This is a genomic window from Litorerythrobacter xanthomarinus (genome assembly GCF_046254955.1).
GTDB lineage: Bacteria > Pseudomonadota > Alphaproteobacteria > Sphingomonadales > Sphingomonadaceae > Qipengyuania_C.
This window is the reverse complement of record NZ_JBJXRG010000001.1, coordinates 995,941-1,018,155: the sequence shown is the minus strand read 5'-3', so window position 1 is coordinate 1,018,155 and position 22,215 is coordinate 995,941. Positions and strand designations below refer to the sequence as shown.

20 protein-coding genes are annotated in these 22,215 nt (G+C 60.7%); 8 read left to right on the top strand and 12 right to left on the bottom strand.

The window, feature by feature from the left end; all coding sequences use genetic code 11:
• Positions 1-7: 7 nt before the first annotated feature.
• The 3 genes from lptE to ACEWMW_RS05275 are packed head-to-tail and all read right to left on the bottom strand — an operon-like array spanning position 8 to position 3,536.
• Positions 8-496 carry an LPS assembly lipoprotein LptE gene (gene lptE, locus ACEWMW_RS05285; protein ID WP_409412845.1) on the bottom strand — a complete coding sequence of 163 codons (489 nt, stop codon included), beginning with the start codon at positions 494-496 and terminating at the stop codon, positions 8-10.
• The gene (gene leuS, locus ACEWMW_RS05280; RefSeq protein WP_409412844.1) at positions 493-3,012 is read right to left on the bottom strand and encodes a leucine--tRNA ligase; all 2,520 of its coding nucleotides are present in this window, start codon (positions 3,010-3,012) and stop codon (positions 493-495) included. The genes lptE and leuS overlap by 4 nt, the downstream gene beginning before the upstream one ends.
• Before the next feature lie 59 nt (positions 3,013-3,071).
• Positions 3,072-3,536, bottom strand: a complete 465-nt coding sequence (locus ACEWMW_RS05275) for a DUF3576 domain-containing protein (RefSeq protein WP_409412843.1) — start codon at positions 3,534-3,536, stop codon at positions 3,072-3,074.
• 373 nt (positions 3,537-3,909) lie between these two features.
• On the opposite strand from ACEWMW_RS05275, the gene ACEWMW_RS05270 reads away from it, so the two are divergent.
• The 4 genes from ACEWMW_RS05270 (at position 3,910) to ACEWMW_RS05255 (ending at position 6,178) form a co-directional block, all read left to right on the top strand.
• On the top strand, positions 3,910-4,659 hold the full coding sequence (locus ACEWMW_RS05270; protein ID WP_409412842.1) for a hypothetical protein: 750 nt from the start codon (positions 3,910-3,912) through the stop codon (positions 4,657-4,659).
• 139 nt (positions 4,660-4,798) lie between these two features.
• Entirely contained in the window at positions 4,799-5,521 is a 723-nt protein-coding gene (gene phbB, locus ACEWMW_RS05265; RefSeq protein ID WP_409412841.1) for an acetoacetyl-CoA reductase, read from the top strand.
• Between the two features lie 10 nt (positions 5,522-5,531).
• Positions 5,532-5,756, top strand: a complete 225-nt coding sequence (locus ACEWMW_RS05260; protein WP_409412840.1) for a ribbon-helix-helix domain-containing protein — start codon at positions 5,532-5,534, stop codon at positions 5,754-5,756.
• Positions 5,753-6,178 (top strand): GNAT family acetyltransferase, encoded by a 426-nt coding sequence (locus ACEWMW_RS05255; protein WP_409412839.1) that lies wholly within the window; start codon positions 5,753-5,755, stop codon positions 6,176-6,178. The genes ACEWMW_RS05260 and ACEWMW_RS05255 overlap by 4 nt, the downstream gene beginning before the upstream one ends.
• A 4-nt stretch (positions 6,179-6,182) precedes the next feature.
• On the opposite strand, the gene murA is transcribed toward ACEWMW_RS05255, so the two are convergent.
• Positions 6,183-7,466, bottom strand: coding sequence for a UDP-N-acetylglucosamine 1-carboxyvinyltransferase (gene murA, locus ACEWMW_RS05250; RefSeq protein ID WP_409412838.1), 1,284 nt, complete (start codon positions 7,464-7,466; stop codon positions 6,183-6,185).
• Positions 7,467-7,545: 79 nt separating this feature from the next.
• Between murA and ACEWMW_RS05245 the strand changes: the two genes are divergently transcribed.
• Positions 7,546-8,433 carry a UTP--glucose-1-phosphate uridylyltransferase gene (locus ACEWMW_RS05245; protein ID WP_409412837.1) on the top strand — a complete coding sequence of 296 codons (888 nt, stop codon included), beginning with the start codon at positions 7,546-7,548 and terminating at the stop codon, positions 8,431-8,433.
• Here ACEWMW_RS05245 and ACEWMW_RS05240 read toward each other — a convergent pair whose 3' ends face one another.
• The 7 genes from ACEWMW_RS05240 to ACEWMW_RS05210 all read right to left on the bottom strand — a co-directional run bounded on the left by ACEWMW_RS05240 (position 8,434) and on the right by ACEWMW_RS05210 (position 16,992).
• Entirely contained in the window at positions 8,434-9,120 is a 687-nt protein-coding gene (locus ACEWMW_RS05240) for a DUF4259 domain-containing protein (protein ID WP_409412836.1), read from the bottom strand.
• 56 nt (positions 9,121-9,176) lie between these two features.
• Entirely contained in the window at positions 9,177-10,478 is a 1,302-nt protein-coding gene (locus ACEWMW_RS05235; RefSeq protein WP_409412835.1) for a cytochrome P450, read from the bottom strand.
• The gene (locus ACEWMW_RS05230; protein WP_409413609.1) at positions 10,478-12,019 is read right to left on the bottom strand and encodes an acyl-CoA synthetase; all 1,542 of its coding nucleotides are present in this window, start codon (positions 12,017-12,019) and stop codon (positions 10,478-10,480) included. The genes ACEWMW_RS05235 and ACEWMW_RS05230 overlap by 1 nt, the downstream gene beginning before the upstream one ends.
• Positions 12,020-12,217: 198 nt before the next feature.
• Complete coding sequence (locus ACEWMW_RS05225; RefSeq protein ID WP_409412834.1) at positions 12,218-12,913, bottom strand: M23 family metallopeptidase; 696 nt, start codon at positions 12,911-12,913, stop codon at positions 12,218-12,220.
• 127 nt (positions 12,914-13,040) lie between these two features.
• The gene (locus ACEWMW_RS05220) at positions 13,041-13,835 is read right to left on the bottom strand and encodes a ferritin-like domain-containing protein (protein WP_409413608.1); all 795 of its coding nucleotides are present in this window, start codon (positions 13,833-13,835) and stop codon (positions 13,041-13,043) included.
• Positions 13,826-14,299 carry a peroxiredoxin gene (locus tag ACEWMW_RS05215; RefSeq protein WP_409412833.1) on the bottom strand — a complete coding sequence of 158 codons (474 nt, stop codon included), beginning with the start codon at positions 14,297-14,299 and terminating at the stop codon, positions 13,826-13,828. The genes ACEWMW_RS05220 and ACEWMW_RS05215 overlap by 10 nt, the downstream gene beginning before the upstream one ends.
• On the bottom strand, positions 14,296-16,992 hold the full coding sequence (locus tag ACEWMW_RS05210) for a bifunctional [glutamine synthetase] adenylyltransferase/[glutamine synthetase]-adenylyl-L-tyrosine phosphorylase (protein WP_409412832.1): 2,697 nt from the start codon (positions 16,990-16,992) through the stop codon (positions 14,296-14,298). The genes ACEWMW_RS05215 and ACEWMW_RS05210 overlap by 4 nt, the downstream gene beginning before the upstream one ends.
• A 134-nt stretch (positions 16,993-17,126) precedes the next feature.
• On the opposite strand from ACEWMW_RS05210, the gene ACEWMW_RS05205 reads away from it, so the two are divergent.
• The 3 genes from ACEWMW_RS05205 to ACEWMW_RS05195 are packed head-to-tail and all read left to right on the top strand — an operon-like array spanning position 17,127 to position 19,995.
• Positions 17,127-18,803 (top strand): M28 family metallopeptidase, encoded by a 1,677-nt coding sequence (locus ACEWMW_RS05205; protein WP_409412831.1) that lies wholly within the window; start codon positions 17,127-17,129, stop codon positions 18,801-18,803.
• A gap of 22 nt (positions 18,804-18,825) precedes the next feature.
• Positions 18,826-19,797 carry an agmatine deiminase family protein gene (locus ACEWMW_RS05200; protein ID WP_409412830.1) on the top strand — a complete coding sequence of 324 codons (972 nt, stop codon included), beginning with the start codon at positions 18,826-18,828 and terminating at the stop codon, positions 19,795-19,797.
• 57 nt (positions 19,798-19,854) lie between these two features.
• On the top strand, positions 19,855-19,995 hold the full coding sequence (locus ACEWMW_RS05195) for a hypothetical protein (protein ID WP_409412829.1): 141 nt from the start codon (positions 19,855-19,857) through the stop codon (positions 19,993-19,995).
• 9 nt (positions 19,996-20,004) lie between these two features.
• Here ACEWMW_RS05195 and thrS read toward each other — a convergent pair whose 3' ends face one another.
• On the bottom strand, positions 20,005-22,020 hold the full coding sequence (thrS, locus tag ACEWMW_RS05190) for a threonine--tRNA ligase (protein ID WP_409412828.1): 2,016 nt from the start codon (positions 22,018-22,020) through the stop codon (positions 20,005-20,007).
• Between the last annotated feature and the right edge of the window lie 195 nt (positions 22,021-22,215).

Here is a 22,215-nt window from a genome sequence, read left to right as displayed (position 1 = left end):
GCCTTCTTCATGGCTTGGGTCGAAGTGCCAGCGAGATATCGGTGACGATGAGGTCGGCAATTTCGCGTGACAGGTTTTCCAGCGCGGTCTGCTCGGCGGCGATGGTGGCATATTCGCTCGACACGACATCGATGCCCGCATCGGAGCCAGCGGTGTCATCGAGAAGGATGTCGCCTGAAGCGATATCGACCAGTTGGTAGCGTGCGCGCAGTATCCGTCGTTCGCGCGAGATTGTATCGTCGTTCAGGACGCCCAGCGCTTCGAGATCGTCGTCGAGCCTCACATCCAGGCGATACCGCGCCGAACCTTCGCCTGCGACACCCAATCGTTCCTCGAGCGCGTTGCGCACCAACCAGCCGCGGCGGCCGGGGATGGCCGGGACCACTATCTCGGATAGGCCCTGCGCCACAACGCCGCTCCCGCCGCCCGCATACATCGGCTGCAGGCCGCAGGCCGAAAGCGTCGCCGCAAGCAAGATAGCCAGCGCGCGCATCATGTCACGATATTGACCAGCCGGTCGGGCACCACGATCACCTTGCGAACTTCTGCCCCATCGATGGAGCGTTGCACCTTCTCGCTTGCGAGCGCCATTTCTTCAAGCAGCTCTTTCGCGGCACCCTTGGGAGCCTTCAGCGTATCGCGCAATTTGCCCATGTGCTGAACCGCGATCGTTACCTCGTCCTCAACTAGCAGTGCCTCGTCGAACTGCGGCCAAGCCGCCTCTGCGATCAGACCTTCAAAGCCTGCCTGCGCCCACGCCTCTTCGGCGAGGTGCGGCATCATGGGTGATACCAGCAGCATGACTCCGGCGATGGCCTCGCTTCGCGTGGCCGAGGGCTCCGCCTTCTCGATCGCGCTGGTCAGTTCGTAAAGCCGCGCAACTGCCTTGTTGAAAGAAAGAGCCTCAATATCCTCGCCCACAGCAGCGATGGTCTGGTGGAACTTGCGAGCAAGATCCTTATCGTTTCCGCCCGCAGCAGCATCATAATGTCCGAACATCCGCCACAGACGCTGGACGAAGCGTGCACAGCCTTCGATTCCGGCTTCCGACCATGGCAAGTCGCGCTCGGGCGGGCTGTCGGAGAGCATGAACCAGCGCACCGCATCGGCGCCATATTGGGCGACGATCGTGTCGGGATTGACTGTGTTCTTCTTTGACTTGGACATCTTGATGACGCGGCCGACCGTGACCGGTTCGCCATCCGCGATCAGGATCGCATTCTCGCCCTTCTTGGTAACTTCGTCGGGCGTGAAATATATTTCACGCTCGCCTTCCCTGCGGGAATAGGTTTCGTGGGTCACCATGCCCTGGGTGAAAAGCGACGCGAACGGTTCGCGCACTTCGAGCTGGCCCATCCGCGCCAGCGCACGGGTCCAGAACCGGGCGTAAAGCAAGTGCAAGATCGCATGTTCAATCCCGCCGATATACTGCTCGACCGGCAGCCACTTGGCGACTTCCTCCGAATCGAACGGCCGATCTTCAGGCTGGCTCGCAAAACGCAGGAAATACCACGATGAATTGATGAAGGTATCGAGCGTGTCAGTTTCGCGGCGAGCTGCAGCACCGCATTTTGGACAATCGACATGTTTCCATGTGGGATGCCGTTCGAGCGGATTGCCGGGCGTCTTGAAGTCGACGTCTTCGGGCAAGACAACGGGCAACTGGTCCTTTGGCACCGGGACAACGCCGCAGGTCTCGCAATGAATGAACGGGATCGGGGTGCCCCAGTAGCGCTGGCGGCTCGCTCCCCAATCGCGCAGGCGCCATACGGTCTGCCCCTTGCCCCAGCCCTCGGCCTCGGCCCGCGCGTTCACTTCACGCTTGGCGTCTTCCACTCTCATCCCGTCAAGGAACGCGGAGTTGACGATTACACCGTCACCCGGTTCTGCTTCGCCAGCGAATGATCTTGCAGCGTCGTCTGCCGAGGGCGCTACCACGCGCGGAATAGGCAGGGAGTACTTGGTTGCAAATTCGAAGTCACGCTGGTCGTGGCCGGGCACGGCCATGATTGCGCCGGTGCCGTAATCCATCAGCACGAAGTTGGCGATGAACACGGGCAGCGCTTCGCCGGTGAAAGGATGCCGGGCAGTTATCCCGGTTTCGAAGCCGAGCTTCTCCGCCGTTTCCAACTCCGCCGCTGTGGTCCCGCCGCGCTTGCAAAGGGCGATGAATTCCGCGGCTTGCGGGTTCGCTGCGCTTGTTGCTTGAGCGAGCGGATGATCCGCAGCTACCGCTACGAAACTTGCCCCAAAGATCGTGTCCGGACGGGTGGTATAGACTTCGAGCTGTTCGCCATTCGACAACTCAAAACCAAACTGCAGCCCCTCGGACTTGCCGATCCAGTTCTCCTGCATCAGCTTAACCTTATCCGGCCAGTTCTCCAGTTCGCCCAGTCCGGCGAGCAGATCTTCCGCAAAATCGGTGATCTTGAAGAACCACTGGTCGAGCTTGCGCTTCTCAACCTCGGCACCAGAACGCCAGCCCTTGCCGTCTATCACCTGCTCGTTGGCAAGCACGGTCATATCGACCGGGTCCCAATTGACCTCGCTCTGGCGGCGATAAACCAGACCAGATTCGTACATATCGATGAACAGCGCCTGCTCATGACCGTAGTACTCCGGCTCGCACGTCGAAAGCTCGCGGCTCCAGTCGAGCGCGAAGCCGAGCCGCTTGAGCTGCGCCTTCATGTTGGCGATATTGTCGCGCGTCCATCCGCCGGGGTGGACGCCCATCTCCATCGCAGCGTTCTCTGCCGGCATGCCGAAGGCGTCCCAGCCCATCGGATGCAGGACTTCGTGCCCCCGCATGGCTTTGTAGCGCGCAAGCACGTCACCCATCGTGTAGTTGCGCACATGGCCAATGTGGATCCGGCCCGAGGGATAGGGAAACATCTCAAGGACATAGCTCTTCGGCCTGTCGCTGGAACTATCAGCTTCGAATACGCGCGCCTCGTCCCAGGCACGCTGCCAGCGCCCGTCGGATTGCGACGGATCGAATGGGGTCTCGCTCATGGGTGCCACCGTCCCCCGATCGGGGGTGAAGTCAAGAGTGTGAGGGGATCAGCCGAAGATCAGCTGATGGCTTTGCGGCGAAGATCGCGCGCCTTGGTAAGGATGATGTCCTCAAGCTTCTGGACCGTAGCTGCCTGAACCGGTGCATCGACCCATCCGCCGCCCTGTGCCACCTGCCGGCTGGCGGCGACACGAAGGGCGTCAGCCCGCAGGTCCTGATCGAGAATCGTCACCGTCATCTTCACGCGCTCGCCCGGATTACTCGGATTGGCATACCAATCGGTCACGATCACACCGCCATTGCTGTCTGCCTGGAGCAGCGGCGCAAAGCTCACCGCTTCGAGCGCGGCGCGCCACAGATAGGAATTTACCCCGATAGTCGTCACCTGGCTTGCGGCGAGATCTGCGCGTGGGCGATCCTTGTTGCCGCCGCAGGCCGCGAGCGCGGCAATAGCCACGCAGCCGGTCAGCACACGGGCGCCGCGAGTGAGATTCTGGGAAGGGGTGAGAGCGATCTTCGACATGGTGATAGTAGGTTTCCTGTCTTGCCGGGACCTTGGGCCCGCCGCGAAATTCAATCGGTGACCTATACAGGCCGAGCGCCGGCGGCAAGCGGTGAATGGCCTGGTCTGCACCGCGCCTTTTGCCGATTCCAGCGGTGAACTTGTGCTTAACCGTGGCTGGCCTGGCAAGCCGAGTGTGGGTTCGCCGCAACAGTGAGTCTTCTCATTTTGGTGCAGGCTTGTGGAAAAGCTGGAAAATCAGTGATGAAGCGCTTACCCAGATATGTCGATACATTGGTCCGAGTCGCTACGACATGGTGGCTCAACTAATTTGTCAGGCGCGGTTCAGGCGCTGGCGGGTTTAAGGGTCAAGATAACGAGGCAGTTGGTACTGATGAGCAAGAAGCGTCATACAAGCGGCAAGAGCGGGGGTTTCCCCGCATTGCTGGCTGGTGCCGCAATGGCTCTCGCAATTCCCAGCGCCGGTCTTGCGGTGGCGACCGCCGGTCTCACCGCACCTTCACTTTCGGAGGCCACACTGGCCCAGTTTACGCCGGCCAAGGTCGATCCCCAGCTCGCACAGCGCGTTGCCAAGGTGGCGCGTGACAAGGGTATCCGCTTTACTCCTGCGGAACTGGGCACTCGCTCGTCGCGCAGCGTGACTGTTGCAGTTCGCGTGGATGATGAGACAGCGCGCGCGATTACAGTGCGTAGCGCGCTGCAATCGGCTGCATCGCAGATGGGCCAAGGCACCGTGACCCTAGCGCCGACCCGTTATAACCTTGGTGTCTCGCGCGGTTACCAGAGCTTTGCCAAACCGATCGCGTTGCCCAAGAATGTGAATCGCCTCTCGATGCCCGACCTGGCGACTTTCAAGCCGCGTGAAGCAACTGCGCCTGAGAAGCCCAACCGATTCCAGCCGCGCATTGCACTGGAAGAGGAAGAGCGGGCTGGCCGCACGCCTAACACGCTCCAGGGCCTAGGCGAGCAGTCGGTCGATGTTGGCGGTGCTTACCGTGTAACTCGCAACCTCGATGTGACCGCGGGCGTTCGCCTTTCACAGGACCGTGATCGCCTCGCTCCGCTGACTGATGCGGTGCAGGATAACCAGGCAGTCTATGTCGGGACCCAGTTCCGGTTCTAACAGCCTTTTGGGTTGCCCCAAGAATTTCCCTTACGGAATTCCCGCTTTTGGCCCCGCTCCGGCGGGGTTTTGCTTGGCCCGTGCCTGTTGAGCGCATAAGGAAGCGGGCGGAGAGGCGGCAGACTAAGGAATCGAGACAATGACACGTGTAGCAATTGTCACCGGCGGAACCCGCGGGATCGGCGAAGCCATCAGCCTGGCTCTCAAAGAACAGGGGCGCACGGTGATCGCCAATTATGGCGGAAACGACAATGCCGCAAAAGCCTTCACCGAACGCACCGGCATTGCGGCGCACAAATGGGACGTGGGTGATCACGAAGCCTGCCTCGCTGGCTGCAAGGCGGTCGCCGAGGAATTCGGCGAAGTCGATATTGTAGTCAACAACGCCGGGATCACTCGGGACGGGACGCTTCACCGGATGAGCTATGATGACTGGCACGATGTCATGCGTGTCAACCTTGGCGGGTGCTTCAACATGGCCAAGGCCTGCTTTCCCGGCATGCGCGATCGCGGTTGGGGCCGGATTGTCAATATCGGCTCTATCAACGGCCAGGCCGGACAATACGGCCAGGTCAACTATGCCGCGGCAAAGTCCGGCATCCACGGCTTCACCAAGGCGCTGGCGCAGGAAGGCGCGAAGTTCGGTGTGACCGTAAATGCGATTGCCCCCGGCTATATCGATACCGACATGGTCGCCGCGGTGCCTGAACCGGTGCTCGAGAAAATCGTTGCCAAGATCCCGGTCGGCCGGTTGGGCGAAGCTCAGGAAATCGCGCGCGGCGTCGCATTCCTGACTGGCGATAATGCAGAGTTTGTCACCGGGTCGACCATGTCGATCAACGGCGGCCAGCATATGTATTAAGTCAGCGCGGTTGGAGCCCCCCTACCACCCCCCGGTCAAGCGATCGGTCCAGATCGAGGGCCACAAGACTTCGATCAGCCTCGAGCCAATTTTCTGGGACATGCTGGTGGAGGCGGCGGACAGCGAAGGCATCGCGATCAACGCCTTGGTCGCGCGTATCGATGAGGAACGGATTCGTTCGGACACGCCGCCCGGTCTGGCTAGCGCAGTCCGCGTGTGGCTTGTGTCACAATGAAGATCGTTCCGTTTCAGGATCGCCATCTGGCAGGGATAGACCGGTTGTGGCGCGAATGCTTTCCCGATGATCCCCCGCGCAATAAAGCGGCGCAATCGATCCCTGCCAAGATCGCCCTCGGTAAAGAGCTGGGAGAGGATCTGATCCTAATCGCGGAAAATGAATCAGGCGAAATTGTCGGGACGGTCATGGCTGGATACGATGGCCATCGCGGCTGGCTCTATGCTGTCGCCGTGGATCCCGACGAGAGGCGTAACGGCGTAGGTGCAACACTTGTCGAGCATGCTTGCCAGCGCTTGCGAGCCCTGGGTTGCCAGAAGGTCAATTTGCAAATCAGGGCCGGCAACGAACCTGTAACGACTTTCTATAGCTCTCTAGGATTCGAGATCGAGCCGCGGGTCAGCATGGGCCGCGAGATCTAACCTCCTAATCGTCACCAACACGCTCGATATCGGCACCGGCGAGCTGGAGCTTTTCTTCCAGCCGTTCGTAGCCGCGATCAAGGTGATAGATTCGGCGCACGGTTGTTTCACCTTCCGCTGCAAGAGCCGCGATGATCAGGCTCATCGATGCCCGCAGGTCGGTCGCCATCACTTCTGCACCGTTCAGCGTCTCGACCCCGCGCACAATGGCAGTGCGACCATCGACTTCAATGTCGGCGCCCATGCGTTTGAGTTCGGGGACATGCATGTAGCGGTTCTCGAAGATGGTTTCCTTGAGCACACTGGTCCCGTCGGCCTTGCATAGCAGCGCCATCAGTTGCGCCTGCATGTCGGTTGCGAGGCCGGGATAGGGCGCGGTCGAGAGATTGGTCGCCTTGAGGGGGCCATCTGCGGAGACCCGCAGTCCGCCCTTCTCCTCCTCGACAGATACACCGATATTGCGCAATGCATGATTGGTGGCGGACATCTCGTCAGCCTTTGCGCCTGCAAGCAGGACATCGCCGCCCGTGATCGCCGCAGCGCAGGCATAGGACCCCGCCTCGATCCGGTCGCTCATCACGCGGTAGGTCGCGCCGTGAAGGCGCGGAACGCCATGGATAGTGAGGTCCGACGTTCCCACTCCTTCGATTTCCGCACCCATCGCTGTGAGCAGGTTGCAGAGGTCGACGATTTCCGGTTCGCGCGCAGCATTCAAGAGCTTGGTGGTGCCAGTGCAAAGCACCGCCGCCATCACCGCATTCTCGGTCGCTCCGACCGACACGACCGGGAAGTCGAATTCGCCGCCGGGCAAGCCGCCATCGGGCGCAATCGCCTTGACGTACCCCTGCGCCAGCTCGATCTCCGCGCCCATCGCTTCAAGCGCCTTCAAGTGCAGGTCGATCGGGCGATTGCCGATCGCACAACCGCCGGGCAGCGAGACCGTCGCCTCTCCCGCACGGGCCAGCATCGGACCGAGCACAAGGATCGAGGCACGCATCTTCCGCACCAGATCGTAGGGCGCGACAGTTGAGGTCACCCGCGTCGCCTCAAGCGTCACCACCCGCCCGAAATCCTCCGGTCGCTTGCCCTGGATCGTGTGCGAGACGCCGAATTGCGTCATCAGGTGCTGGAAGCCGTCGATATCGGCCAACCGGGGAAGGTTACGCAGTGTGAGCGGCTCATCGGTCAACAATGCACAGGGGATGAGGGTGAGGGCGGCATTCTTGGCCCCGGAAACCGGGATCGTTCCGCTGAGGCGTTTGCCGCCCCTGATGAGAAGCTTGTCCATATCCAGCGTTTAGCGCGTTTCGCCACCGCGGCAAGATGCCCGTTTGATATGCGCTCGCGCGCTGCTATCCGTGATCGCCATGAACGAGCGTAAACCGATCAAAAAGGCTGTTTTTCCTGTCGCCGGACTGGGCACGCGCTTCCTGCCTGCGACCAAGGCAATCCCGAAGGAGCTGCTCCCGATCGTCGATCGCCCGCTGATCCAATACGCGGTGGACGAAGCACGCGAGGCGGGGATCGAGCAGATGATCTTCGTGACCGGACGCGGCAAGACCGCGATCGTCGAACACTTCGACGTGGCCTATGAACTCGAATCGACCATGGGCGAGCGCGGCAAGGATCTTTCTGTGCTCGAGCCGACAAGAGCCACGCCAGGCGACATCATTACCGTGCGCCAGCAAGTGCCGCTTGGTCTCGGCCACGCGATCTGGTGCGCGCGAGCGATTGTTGGCGATGAGCCCTTTGCAATCTTCTTGCCGGACGAACTGATGGTGCCGCACGCGGGCGGCGGAACCGGCTGCATGAAGCAGATGGTCGAAGCATATGAGCAGGTCGGCGGCAACCTGATCAGCGTGCTCGAAGTGCCGCACGAGGAAGTCTCAAGCTATGGCGTGATCGATCCGGGTTCGGAGCATGGCGCGCTCACCGAGGTGAAGGGTCTCGTCGAGAAGCCGCCAGTCGATCAGGCACCTTCCAACAAAATCGTATCGGGGCGTTATATCCTCCAGCCCGAAGTGATGCGCACTCTTGAAAGGCAGGGCAAGGGTTCAGGGGGCGAGATCCAGCTGACCGATGCAATGGCAAAGATGATCGGCACCCAGCCCTTTCATGCTGTGACATTCGAAGGCCGCCGGTTCGATTGCGGAAGCAAGCTTGGCTTTGTCGAGGCGACGCTCGCTTTGGCGCTGGAACGCGAAGACATGGGCGAAGAAGTTCGCGCGATGGCAGAGCGACTGCTCAAGCGCTGATCAATCTCCCTTTTCTCGCGCCTCGCGCTCGGCATCGCTGCGCGCGACAATCCAGTCCAGAAGTTCATCATCGAACGGCCAAGACTGGATCATGTGCTTGGGATGCAGCGCCGCATTGAGGCACTGGAGGTGGATCCAGCCACCCATCCTCATCGAAGAAATTTCATCATCACTGATGGTGACGTCGAGCTGATGAAATGCGCCGTCTCCCATGGGCTTGTCGCAGAACATGCATGGCGATGGATTGGGCGTCGCCTTTTTCTTGCGCGGTTTCTTGACCTTCTCTTTCGGTTTGCCGAGCCGTTCCATCAACTCGGTCATCGCCCGGTTCCAATCTCCTGAGTCGCTTTCAGCCCACAGATCGCAGAGCTCACTCCGGCTCATCACCGCCGAGACATTGTTGCGCGCCAGCTCGTAAAGCTCGAGCGATGGCTTGCCAAAGCCATGGACTCTCTTGGCAAGTTCGCGAGGCATATCCTTGGAGCGATGGCCACGCATGGCTGCGACGCATTCCGCCGCGACTATGATCTGGCACGAGAGATCGCTATCGATCTCTTCGACAATCAGCGCATGCCCCTTCTCGTTGGATGCACGAAATGCGCCCCGAATATCGTCCAAGGCTTCGATATCAGCGACGAAATCCATCGCCGTATCATTGTCGAACGAACCTGCTCCCCAAGCGCCCATGACCGTCTCCTGCCTACCGTATCCGGATATCAATCCGAGGTGGCGAAAGCGTTACCTCATCCTGCAGTAAAGCGTAGCGGCAGCGTCTTGAGCCCACCGACAAAGGTCGAGCGGGACCGCTTCGGTTCGCCTGCCAATTCGACGCTCTCGATCCGGTCGAGCAGCGTTTCGAACAGGATTCGCATCTCAAGCCGAGCGAGATGCAAGCCCAAGCATTGATGCGCGCCCGCCCCGAAGGCGAGATGGCGATTGGGCGAACGCGCAGCATCAAACCGGCGCGGATCTTCGAACTGCGCCGGATCGTGATTGGCCGCGACATAATTCATCATCAGCCAGTCGCCTTTGGCCATCTTCTGTCCACCGATTTCGGTATCCTCGGCCACGGTGCGCATGAAATGCTGCACCGGGCTGGTCCAACGGATCGCTTCCTCGACAATGCCCGCGAGCAGCGAACGGTCCGCCTTTACTCTCGCAAACTGCTCGGGATCCTGCGCCAGTGCCAGCATCGCGCCTGCCGTACTGGCCGAAGTCGTGTCGTGACCGGCTGCTGCAATGATGATGTAGTAACCCATCATGTCTCGATCATTGAGCGGTTCGCCATCGACCGTCGCATTGGCAATCGTGCTCGCGACATCGCCGGTCGGGTTGGCGCGTTTCTCCGCAGTCAGCTGGGCAAAATAGGCCTCGAAATCACGCACTGCCCCGGCGACGATCTGCATGATCGCTTCGGGAGGCAAGTCTTTCATACCCGATTGATTGAGGTCTTCGTCCGATCCGCCGAACATCTGCTGGGTGAGCATCAGCATCCGCGGCTCATCTTCCTCGGGCACACCCAGGATCTGCATCACGACGTGGAGCGGGTAGGGTGCCGAAACGAGCTTCACGAAATCGGCTTCGGGCCCGGCTGCGACCAACCGATCCACCGCAGCGTGGGCGATCTGGCGCACCTCATCTTCGATCGTTTGCAGGTTGCGCGGCATGAACCAGTCTTGCGTCAGCTTGCGGTATTTCATGTGGATCGGAGCATCATAGGTGACGAGGCTCGCCACCATATGCTCGCTCCCCCCGCTGAACTGCCTGGCGAATTCTATTCCATCGGTGAGCGAGAAAACCACAGTGCGCGGGTTGTTGAGAAAGGTCGCATTGTCTTTCGAGACATGCATTACGTCCTCATATCGCGTGAGGAGCCAGAAGGGCGGGTGGCTGAGCTCTTCGCCGGGTTCGACCCATGCGACGGGCGCTTCTTCGCGCAGGCGATCAAACCTGTCGAGCAGCGGATCCCATTCGGCATAGGAACCGGGATCGATCACCATACGCGCCGTCTGCGGGTCCAGCGCATTGCGCGAAGCGGATGCCATCAGGCCTGCTCCTGAGCCTTGGCTGCGAACTCGTCTCGCAATTCGCGCTTGTAGAGCTTGCCATTGGCCTCGCGCGGAAGATCAGGCCGGAAATCGAACAGCTTTGGCATCTTGATCCGCGCCAGACTGGGAGCGAGGAATTCACGCAGCTCCGCCTCCAGCGCATCGCCGGCATCACCCATGTCGATCGGCTGAACCACCGCAACGACTTTCTCGCCCAGATCTTCGTCGGGAGCGCCAATCACCGCTGCATCCATCACCTTGTCATGCGTTACCAGCAGGTTCTCGATCTCCTGCGGATAGATATTGACCCCGCCCGAGATGATCATGTGGCTCTTGCGATCGGTCAGGTAGAGAAAACCATCCTCGTCCATGTGGCCGATATCACCGAGCGTCATCCAGCCCTTGGGGTGCATCGCATCCTTCGTCTTGTCGGGATCATTATGGTAGGTCGGGAGGATTTCGTTCTCGAAATAAATCACCCCATCCGTGCCTCTGGGCACCTCTTCGCCGTCCGGTCCGCAGATATGGATGATGCCGTAGAGCGACCTGCCGACCGAGCCGGGATGCTCTAGCCAGTCTTTGCTCCCGAGAATGGTCATGCCGATCCCCTCGGAACCGGCGTAATATTCGGTGATGATCGGCCCCCACCACTCGATCATCTCGCGCTTGATCGGGACCGGGCATGGAGCCGCCGCATGAATTGCCACCTTGTGCGACGATAGGTCGTAGCGTGTGCGCTCTTCCTCGGGCATCTTGAGCATGCGCACAAAGTGGGTCGGCACCCATTGGCTGTGCGTGACCTGATGTTTCTCGATCGCTTCCAGCGCGGATTCGGGAGTGAACTTCTCCATCACCACCACTGTGCCGCCAAGTCGGTGGACGGCACTGCACCAGGCAATGGGCGCCGCATGATAGAGCGGCGCAGGAGAGAGATAGGTCATGTCCCCATCCATTGGCATTCCGGCAGCCATGGTCGCCAATGCAAGAAAAGGAGAGGATTGATCGATGGGCTCGTCATCGGCCGGATCGGGCGGCCGCACGCCCTTGGGCCGGCCAGTCGTACCCGAGGAATAAAGCATGATCAGTCCGGGGAACATGTCTTCAAGCTCACCCGCATCCTGCTCCATCATCGCAGCATCGAAATCATCCTCCCCGCCGCCGCCTACGATGAGCACATCTAGGTCGGCGCATTCCGCGCGGACGCCTTCAAGCACTTCGGCGAACTTAGGGGACGTGATCAGCAACTTTGTCTGACTGTCATTGAGAATATAGGCGATTTCAGGAGCAGTCAGCCGCGTCGAAACCGGCACCATCATGGTGCCCGTCCGCTGCGATCCCCAAACGATCTCGAGAAACCGAAGGTTGTTCTCCATCAAGACCGCAAAGCTGTCTCCGCGGCCAAACCCTCGCGCGCGCAAGAGGCGGGCAATCCGGTTCGCATCCTCATCCATCTCGCGATAAGTCACGCTCTCACCGCTTGACGCCATAATGATCGCGGGACGATCGGGGCGGGATTTCGCGTGATGTACCGGATGCATGCTCATTGTCTCTCCTCGTGCCTGCGACATACTGGCCGCAGCGCTCTCTCGTTCCGATTCGAAACCTAAAGCGCCCGCGCGCAGCGGCAAGCAAAAACAACCTAACAAAAAAGGCGGCAGGTTTCCCTGCCGCCTCCTTTACCGGACACCCTCTCCAAAGCGTCCGCCGCCCCTTTTCGGGGTCAGTATCTCAAAAATTCACTCCGGACCGCCGCGGCCACCCTCACCGACGGCCAGCGCGAAGCGCTGCTGCGCCTGCGTTTCAACCATGTAGGGCATCGGATTCACTGCCTTGTTGGCAATACGCACTTCGTAGTGGAGGTGCGGACCGGTGGAACGGCCGGTGCTACCGACATAGCCGATCAGATCGCCCTTGCTGACACGCTCGCCAGCCGCAACGGTAAGGCGCGAAAGATGCGCATACCGGGTCTCCAATTCGGCACCGTGCTCAATCCGGATGAACAGTCCGTAGCTCGAGAACCAGTCTGCCCGCTCGACTACACCGTCAGCGGTGGCATAGACTGGCGTTCCCGTCGGAGCAGCCAGATCAACACCCTTGTGATTGCGTCGCCCGCCCAGAACCGGGTGGGTGCGCATGCCGTAATCGCTAGTGAGCAATGCGTTTTCGAGCGGCATTTGCGAGGGAATGTTGACCTTGTATTTCGCCACCATCTCGCCATTGCCACGCGCGTCGAGCGCTTCCCAATTGGCAAAGAGTTTCGCGAATTCCTCGTCCTGAGGCGCGGCCAGGCCGTGGGGCGCGGCTGCGGTGACATTGGTCGTGACTTCGGCGGCTACTACGTTGCTTTGGGCAGCTGCCGGGCTTGCTGCCAATGACAGGAAGCTCGCGAATGCAGCTACGAAAATGCGCCTTACGGCTGGTGATACGATCAAAGACCCGTCCTTTAATTGAACTCCGGGGTTTCCCGGTCGCTCCCTGCAGATTACCCCTTCCGCAGATTTTTAAATTTACTCGGAACCACCGGCTCCTTCGTGAGTTTGGGCTTATCGGGACAAATCTTTACGAAGCAATACCAGCGTAATATTCGCGCGGTAGTCCGGCAGCTTCACGCGCCGAGTCGTTGAATGGAGCCTTCAAACGCCCTTTGAAGTGAGCGTTTACGAGATTTTGCCAATGATTTTGGGCCGATTCTCCCATTTCATCGCAAATTCGCAGAAAATGCTTTGTCCCGACCGCCACATGGCGAATTTCGTCGTCAAGGATTCGTTCGAGAATCCGCGCTCCATGTTCGTCTCCCTGAGAGCGAACTCGCTCCGAGGTTGACGGCGTGACGTCAAGGCCTCGCGCCTCGAGCACCATCGGAACAATTGCTAATCGCGCGTCGACTGCGTGCGCCGTTTCTTGCGCTGCCTGCCACAGGCCCGCATGCGCGGGTAATGCTCCATAATGGCTCCCAAGGCTGCGCAATTTGCGATCCAGCAATGCGAAATGCATCGCTTCATCGGCTGCGACAGCGAGGAAGTCCGAGATGAACTCCTCGCCCATTTGTTCGCCAAAGCGACCCGCCATATCGAGCGCGAGGTCGATCGCAACGAATTCGATATGCGCCAGTGCGTGCCACAGAGCGACCCGCCCGCGCCCCGAACCGCCTTTGCTGCGTCTGGGCATCTGGTTAGGGGGCAAGAGCTCCGGCTGATCGGGCCACGTAGGCTGGGCGGGCATCGCGCAGTCGACGCTCCAGACGAGCCGCCCCAGCCGCCAGTCACGCGCGACCTCGCGCGTCGCCATGACCTTGGCATGCGGTTCGCCAGTCAGGAGCGCAGCACGGATTGCCGAAGAAACGCTCAAAGAGATCGGGCGGCCTCCAGAACTTCTTCCGCATGGCCTTTCACGCGCACCTTGTTCCAAACGCGCGCCACCTTGCCCTGCTCATCAATCAGGAAGGTGGTGCGCACTATCCCCATGTAAGTGCGACCGTAGTTCTTTTTTTCGGTCCACACGCCGATCAGATCGGAGAGACCACCCTTTTCCGCGTCGGTTGCCAGCGGTGTTTTCAAATCATGCTTGGCGATAAAGTTCTGGTGTTTCTTCGCCGAATCCTTGCTCACCCCCAGCAGCTCGACTCCGGCTTTCTCGAATTTCGGCTTGAGCGCCGTAAAATCCTTCGCCTCGGTTGTGCAGCCGGGAGTATTGTCCTTCGGATAGAAGAACAACACCAGCTTCTTACCTTTGAAATCGGCAAGATTGACGGTTCCGCCATCTGGCGTTTCCATAGTGAAATCGGGGAATGGATCGCCTGCTTCGAGCGTGCTGCTCATGTTCCTGTCTCCAGTTCTTCGTCGAAAGTCCGATGCCAGTTGCGGGCAACGCATTGGCGAGCCGCGTCAAATTCTTCAACCAATTGAGCTGCGCTTTCCAGCTTGCAGGCGCTTGCCAGCACACGCCCGGCAGCCGGCGAGGGTATTTCCAACTCGGGAGCCAAAAGACGGCATGAGATCAGCACGCGGGTAAGCAAGCGGTTCGCTTCGGCGAGATCTTGATCGACCAGTCCCGCGTCAGCCAGCGCTGCAAGCGCAGCGTCCAGATCGTTTGACAGCCCCACCTTGTCGCGCAGCTGGAGGAAGTGGACGAGGAATTCGAGATCGACCAGTCCCCCGCGCCTGAGTTTGGCGTCAAGCGTGCCGCCGGGCGCCTTGTGCGAAGCCATCTCGCCGCGCATCTTGAGGACATCGGCCTTGAGCTGGGAAGAGTCTCGATCCTGCCCCAAAATCTCAGCGATGAATCCTTCCAACCGATCGCGTGATTGCTGTGAGCCTACCAGCACGCGCGCTCTCGTCAGTGCCATATGCTCCCAGGTCCAGGCATCTTCGCGCTGGTATTTCTCGAAACTGTCGAAGCTCACCGCAAGCGGGCCTTGTGCACCCTGCGGCCTTAGTCGTGTATCGACTTCGTAAAGAGCGCCCTGGGCAGTGGGTACGCTAAGCGCCGCGCCGACCCGCTGGGCCAGGCGGTTGAAGTACAGTGTCGCTCCGAGCGGACGAGGGCCATCCGATTCCTCGTCATGCGATCCGGAGAACAAATGAATGATATCGAGGTCTGACGCGTGAGTGAGCTCGCCTCCGCCAAGCCTGCCAAGGCCAAGGACCACCGGTTCGGACCCTGCGATCCGACCATGCTGCTTGGCGAATTCCTCTTCAGCGGCCTCGCTCGCAACCTGCAAGGCGGCTTCTGCGGTTCGCGACAATGCGCCCGCGATTTCAAGCGGATCATGCGCTGCTTCGATCAGCTGGACACCCAACGCGAAGCGGGTTTCGCCGGTTACGATGCGGATCCGGTCAAGCTGCGCTTCATAGTCGTTTCGAAGGTCCCCGCCCCGCATCTTCCCCGCAAGGTTCTCTGCGCTGCCGGGAAGGTCGAAAGCGCTCTTGTCGATCAGCGTGTCGAGCAACTCCGGTCGGCGCGAGAGCTCGTCTGCCAATAGCGGCGCAAGCGAGAGGATATGCACGAGCTGGTCGAACAGTGCAGGCCTTGCCTCAAGCAGGCGGAACAGGTTGATCGCGCTCGAAACATTGCCCAGTACCGATTCCCACCGCAGCAATGCCTGCTCCGGTTCATCAGCATCGGCGAAAGATTCGAGGAGGTTGGGAAGCATGGCATCGAACGCTGACAGCGCCGCTTCGCTACGGAGTGACCGAAAACGCCCATCGCGCCACTGCTCGATCCTGCGGGCGACTCGCTCAGGTTCGGCGTATCCCAGCGCTTCGCACTGGGCGGCGATGCCGCCTGCCTGCGTCGCTGACTGGCCTTTGGGGTCATCATCATCGATCAAGGCATCGAAGCGCGTCGCAACTTCGGCCTGAACCGAGCGAAGTTCATCGAGCAATGCGCCGGCGCCGGACAAGCCATCGAGCCGCGCGACGTTCTCGAGCGCGTCCCCGCCGGGCAAGCTATGCGTCTGCTGGTCCGCCACCATCTGCAGCCGGTGCTCGACCGTGCGCAAGCGATCATAGGCTTCGCCCAGCGCATGCGCGTCATCGCCAGAAACATGTCCCGCTGCAGCCAGCGCGTCGAGCGCCGCCCGCGTTCCGCGCACCCTGAGCGCGGGGGCCCGCCCGCCGTGGATCAACTGGTGGGTCTGAGCAAAAAACTCGACTTCGCGAATACCGCCGCGCCCGGTCTTGAGATTCCAACCCGGCGCCACGTCCTGCGGACCAGACTGGTTCGCGCGGATACGCTTGGTCAGGCGGCGGATATCCTCGATTGCGCCGAAATCGAGGCTGCGCCGCCAAACAAAGGGCGCAATGGTCTCAAGAAAACGCTGGCCTTGCTCGATATCGCCGCTTGCAGCGCGGGCGCGAATGAATGCCGCACGTTCCCACGCCAAGGCAGAGCTTTCATAATGACTCATTGCTGCATCGAGCGAGATGGCGAGCGGGCTGACTTCCGATGCGGGCCTCAGCCGCAGGTCGACCCTAAAGACATAGCCTTCGGGCGTATTCTGCGAGAGCATTTCGACGATATCGCGCGCATAACGCTGCGCCGCTTCGCCCGGCTCGTCACGCTCGCGCCGCGGAAGCGTTTCGGGATCATAGAGCAGGATCGGATCGATATCAGAGGAGTAGTTGAGCTCGCCGGCGCCGTGCTTGCCCAGCGCGAGCCCGATCATCCCTGCCGGATCGACATCCGAAACCCGCTTGGAGATTGCGGCCGCAATCGCTTGATCGAGCGCGCGGTCGGCGAACTCCGAAAGCTCCTCCATCACGCGCGCAAGCGGGAAGACCCCGGCAAGATCACCGATAGCGAGCACCAGTGCCAGTCCGAGCCGCTCACGCCGCAGCGCTATAGCTTTAGACTGAACTTGGCCGCCGGACCGCTTGGCCAAAACGAGCGCCGCCTCTCCCTCTCCTGCGGCGAGTAACTCAGCGAGGTCTTGTCGAAGCTCCAATGCCCGGGCAAGAAACGGCGCATGCGCCCTTGCGCGCGTGATCGCTCCGTTCCAGTCCGCATCCATGGAATGCCTCCTGCCGCTGGGAGTGATTATACGCAAGGCCGCTTGCTCTTGCCCTTGCCTACCGCCTCTGCAAGACAGCGCCATTCGCATACGCCCCGCCGACAGGCGCAGAGGCCGAGAGAGGACGCAGATCCATGATACGCACCACGCTGGCGCTGGCCGCCGCAACCCTGCTCACCGCATGTTCCGCCACGGGCGATAGCGCGCTCGACATTCCCGATGTCGCAATGGGCGAGATCTCCGAAGACACCCTGCGCGACATCGTGCGCGAGCTGTCCTCCGACGAGTTCGAAGGCCGCATGCCGGGAACCATCGGTGAAGAGAAAACAGTCGCGCTGCTGATTGACCGGTTCGAAAAGGCCGGTCTCCAACCCGGCAACAATGGCAGCTGGACGCAGGATGTCCCGATCGTAACGATCGAGGGTTCCAACTTCTCGACCCTACGCGTCGGCGGTCCGGCAGCCTATCTCGAGTTCGAGCCGCGCAAGGACTTTGTCGCAGTCAGCTACCGCGAAGTGCCAGAGATCAGCCTCGAAGACAGTGAAATGGTTTTCGTCGGCTACGGCATCAACGCGCCCGAACGCGGCTGGAACGACTACGAAGGCGTGGACATGACGGGGAAGACCGCCGTGATCCTCGTCAACGATCCCGATTATGAAACCGACGGGCTCGAAGGCAACTTCAATGGCCGGGCGATGACCTATTATGGACGCTGGAGCTACAAGTATGAGGAAGCTGCAAGGCAAGGCGCAGCAGCGGCGCTAATTGTGCATGACGAATTTCCGGCTGCTTACGGTTGGAACGTGGTCGAATCCTCCTGGAGCGGTCCGGCTGGCTATGCCCAGCGCGAGAACAAGGGAATGGACCAGACGCTGGCGAATGGCTGGATCCAGAAGGGCGTGGCGGAAGCAATCCTGACCGCTGCCGGACAGGATCTCGCCGAATTGACAGCCGCTGCCAAGCAGAAGGACTTCAAGCCGGTTCCGCTGGGCATCGCGGCTTCGCTCTCGTTCGAAAACAGCTTCGAATCGCTCACAACCAAGAATGTCATCGGCGTGCTGCCGGGATCAGAACGCCCCGACGAGTATATCATCCATACCGCTCATTGGGACCATCTGGGCACTTGCCCTGCGGACGATGAAGGCGATGATATCTGCAATGGCGCAATCGACAATGCCACCGGCACGGCCGCGCTGGTCGCGCTGGCCGAAGCACATAGCAAGGCCGGTGCGCCCGATCGCAGCCTGGTGTTCCTGGCGGTAACCGCCGAAGAGCAGGGCCTGCTCGGTGCCTATCATTACGCGACCAATCCGGTGTTCCCACTCGACCAGACCGTGGGCGGCCTCAACATGGATGCCTTGTTGATGGGCGGCCCAGCCAAGGATGTAACGGTCGTTGGAGCCGGCAAGAGCGAGCTGGATGACTTCCTCGAGGCTGCGCTGGCACAGACCGGGCTGGTCGCGACTCCAGAGCCGACTCCTGAAAAGGGCTTCTACTATCGCTCCGACCATTTCGCCTTCGCCAAGCGCGGTGTGCCAATGCTGTACATCGATCCGGGGCTTGATCTCGTCGATGGCGGAACTGAGGCGGGCATCAAGGTGCAGGATGCCTATTATGCTGGCCCATATCATAGCCCAAATGACGAGTTCGACGAGAACTGGGACTGGTCGGGCATCATGGGATTGATGGATACCTTCTATCTCCTAGGCCGCAGCCTCGGGAACTCGACCAGCTGGCCTAACTGGGTCGAAGGTGACGAATTCCGCGCGACCCGCGACGAAGACTGCGCCGCCAGCGAAGCGGGCTGCTGACCAGGTACGTCTGGGCAGGGCCATGATTGCGACCATGCCGCCCGAATGGGCTCCGCAGGACTGGCTGTGGATCGGCTTCCCGCATCTGGCCGATGAATGGCCAGGCGTTCTTGGGCGCGCACAGGAACAGATCGCTGCCTTCGCCAACGCGGTCGCCGATAGCGGGCAGGAAGTGCGCCTGCTGGTTCGCGACGAAGCGAATGCGGCGCTGGCGCGCGGGTTGGTCTCGGACAGGGTCTCGCTCGAGAGGCGCAAATATGGCGATATCTGGTTGCGCGATACCGGGCCGCTGGTCCTGGGTAACGGAATGGCTGTGCGAGCCCGCTTCAACGGCTGGGGCGAGAAATACCTACTAGACGGTGACCAGACGATCGGAGACGAGCTCGCAAAATCGGCAGACCTGCCCGTAATTTCCGCAGACTGGGTGCTCGAAGGTGGAGCTGTCGATGGCGACAGCACCGGACTCTGTCTGACCACCGAGCAATGCCTCCTGAACCCAAATCGCAATCCCTTGATGAGCCGCGAAGACATCGAGCGGGCGTTGGAACGCGATCTCGGTTTCGAACGCATCGTCTGGCTGGGCGATGGCCTCATCAACGATCACACCGATGGCCATGTCGACAATCTGGCGCGATTCATTGCACCAGGTGAAGTCGCCCTTCCCTTTGCGACCGGCGCTGACGATCCGAATGCCGCGATCTACGCCGATGCGCGCCAGCGACTGTGTGAGGCGGACTTGAAAGTGCGCGACATCCCTTCACCCGGACGGATCGAGCGAGGCGGGGAGGTTGAGCCGGCAAGCTATGCCAATTTCGCGATAACCACCAATCTGGTCGTTGTGCCCACTTTCGGTTCGCCGCATGACAGCGACGGCGTTGCTGCCATCGCCGCGCTGTTCCCCGATCGCGAGACCATCGGCCTGCCTGCCGATGCTGTACTTGCCGGCGGCGGCGGCTTCCATTGCGCCAGCCAGCAAATGCCGCGCCTCAATTGAAGCCCCGCAGCCTGCGCTAGACGGCCCTTAACGGCTCGTTAGGATTTTACCGCCAGAATGCACCGCATGGCAAAGGTAATCGCCCTGGCTGATACACATATCCTCGGCGAGAAGGTGGCATTGCTGCGTCACCTGCTCGTCACGGGATGCGCTCTGTCGCTGATCCTTGCCGGCCAGGCCTTCCCGGCCATCCTCTAGGCAATCATGTCAATTCGCTAGGTCCGGCGCCGTCGCCGCGCCTTCCAGCATCGTGATCGCTTCGTCCAGGCTCATCACCTTCTGGTGCTTCTCGCCCAACGTCCGCACAGCAACCGTACTTTCCTCGGCCTCGCGCATGCCGACCACCAGCAGGTGCGGCACCTTGGCGACTGAATGTTCGCGCACTTTGTAGTTGATCTTCTCGTTGCGCAGATCCGCTTCGACGCGAATGCCCGCCGCTTCCAGCTTGGCCGCAACTTCTTCGGCATAGCCATCGGCGCTCGACGTAATCGTCGCCACAACCGCCTGCGTCGGCGCGAGCCATACGGGCAGGCGCCCTGCATTATGCTCGATCAGTATGCCGATGAATCGCTCGTAGCTGCCAAAGATCGCGCGGTGCAGCATCACCGGGCGGTGCTTGTCGCCATCCTCGCCGATATAGCTCGCATCCAGCCGTTCGGGCAGAACGCGGTCAGACTGGATCGTGCCGACTTGCCACGTTCGCCCGATCGCGTCGGTCAGATGCCATTCGAGCTTGGGCGCATAAAAGGCACCTTCGCCGGGCAGCTCTTCCCAGCCAAATTCCTCGGTCGCCATACCCGCGTCGATCACGGCCTGGCGCAATTCGGCCTCGGCCTTGTCCCAATCTTCGTCCGATCCGTAACGCTGCTCTGGACGCAGGGCGAGCTTGATCGAATAGGTGAAACCAAAGTCTTTGTAGATCCCGTCTGCGAGTTCGCAAAAAGCGCGCACTTCTTCGACGATCTGGTCTTCACGGCAGAAGATATGCGCATCGTCCTGCGTGAACTGGCGGACCCGCATGAGGCCATGCAGCGCGCCATGTGGTTCGTTGCGGTGGCAGCAGCCGTTCTCATAAAGACGCAGCGGGAGATCGCGATAGCTCTTGATCCCCTGGCGGAAGATCAGGACATGCGCCGGGCAATTCATCGGCTTCAGCGCCATCCAGTCGGCATCGCCCGAGATGATATCGCCCTCGTCTTCTGTATTCGGCACCTCATCCGGAATGACAAACATGTTCTCGCGATATTTGCCCCAGTGGCCCGATTGTTCCCACTGGCGTGCGTCCATCACCTGCGGCGTCTTGACCTCCTGATAGCCCGCACCGTCAATCTTGCGGCGCATATAGGCCTCCAGCTCGCGCCAGATGACAAAGCCATTGGGGTGCCAGAAGACGCTACCATGCGCTTCTTCCTGCAAGTGGAACAAGTTCATCTCGCGGCCCAGCTTGCGGTGATCGCGTTTCCCCGCTTCTTCCAGCCGGTGGAGATGCGCATCGAGCTGCTTCTTGTTGAGCCAGCCCGTGCCATAAATGCGCGTCAGCTGCGGATTGCGCTGGTCGCCGCGCCAATAGGCCCCGGCCACGCGCATCAGCTTGAAGGCTTGCGGATCAAGCTTGCCCGTGGAGGCCAGGTGCGGGCCGCGGCACATATCGAGCCAGGCCCCATCGGAATTGGGCTCGCCCGACCAATAGACCGTCAGTTCCTCGTCCTCAGGCAATTCCTGCGCCCATTCGGCCTTGAAGACCTCGCCTTCGGATTGCCATTTTTCGATCAGCTGCTGGCGCGACCAGACCTCGCGCACCAGCGGCTTGTCGGCATTGATGATCCGCCGCATTTCTTCCTCGATCGCGGGCAGATCATCCATTGAGAACGGAGCGCGGCCGTCAGGTGCTTTGACGTCATAGTAAAAGCCGTCGTCCGTCGCGGGCCCAAAAGTAATTTGCGTACCGGGCCACAGCGCCTGCACTGCCTCCGCCAGCACATGGGCATAGTCATGCCGCGCCAGTTCGAGCGCATCGGCTTCGTCGCGCGAAGTGATCAGCGCCAGCTCAGCATCGCCATCAAAAGGACGGCCAATGTCCCGCACCTCTCCATTCACGCGAGCGGCAATCGCGGCCTTCGCAAGGCCGGGACCGATTGCGGCGGCGACATCGCCCGGCGTCGAGCCCGGTTCCACTTCGCGCACCGATCCATCGGGCAGGCTGATCTTGAGAAGTTCCGTCATCTTACAATCCGTCTCGTTTGAGCGCGCTAATGGCACAGAGCCACACGCGCTTGAAGAGCGGTGTTTGCTTTACTTACCGATTTCAGGAGGACACCGCGCCACCCGAAACCGGGTGGCGACGCTTTGGCTTAGACCAACAGCGACCGCCCCCGGTTGCCCGAGGTGGTGGTAGTTGTTGCGGTCGTAGCGAGTGCC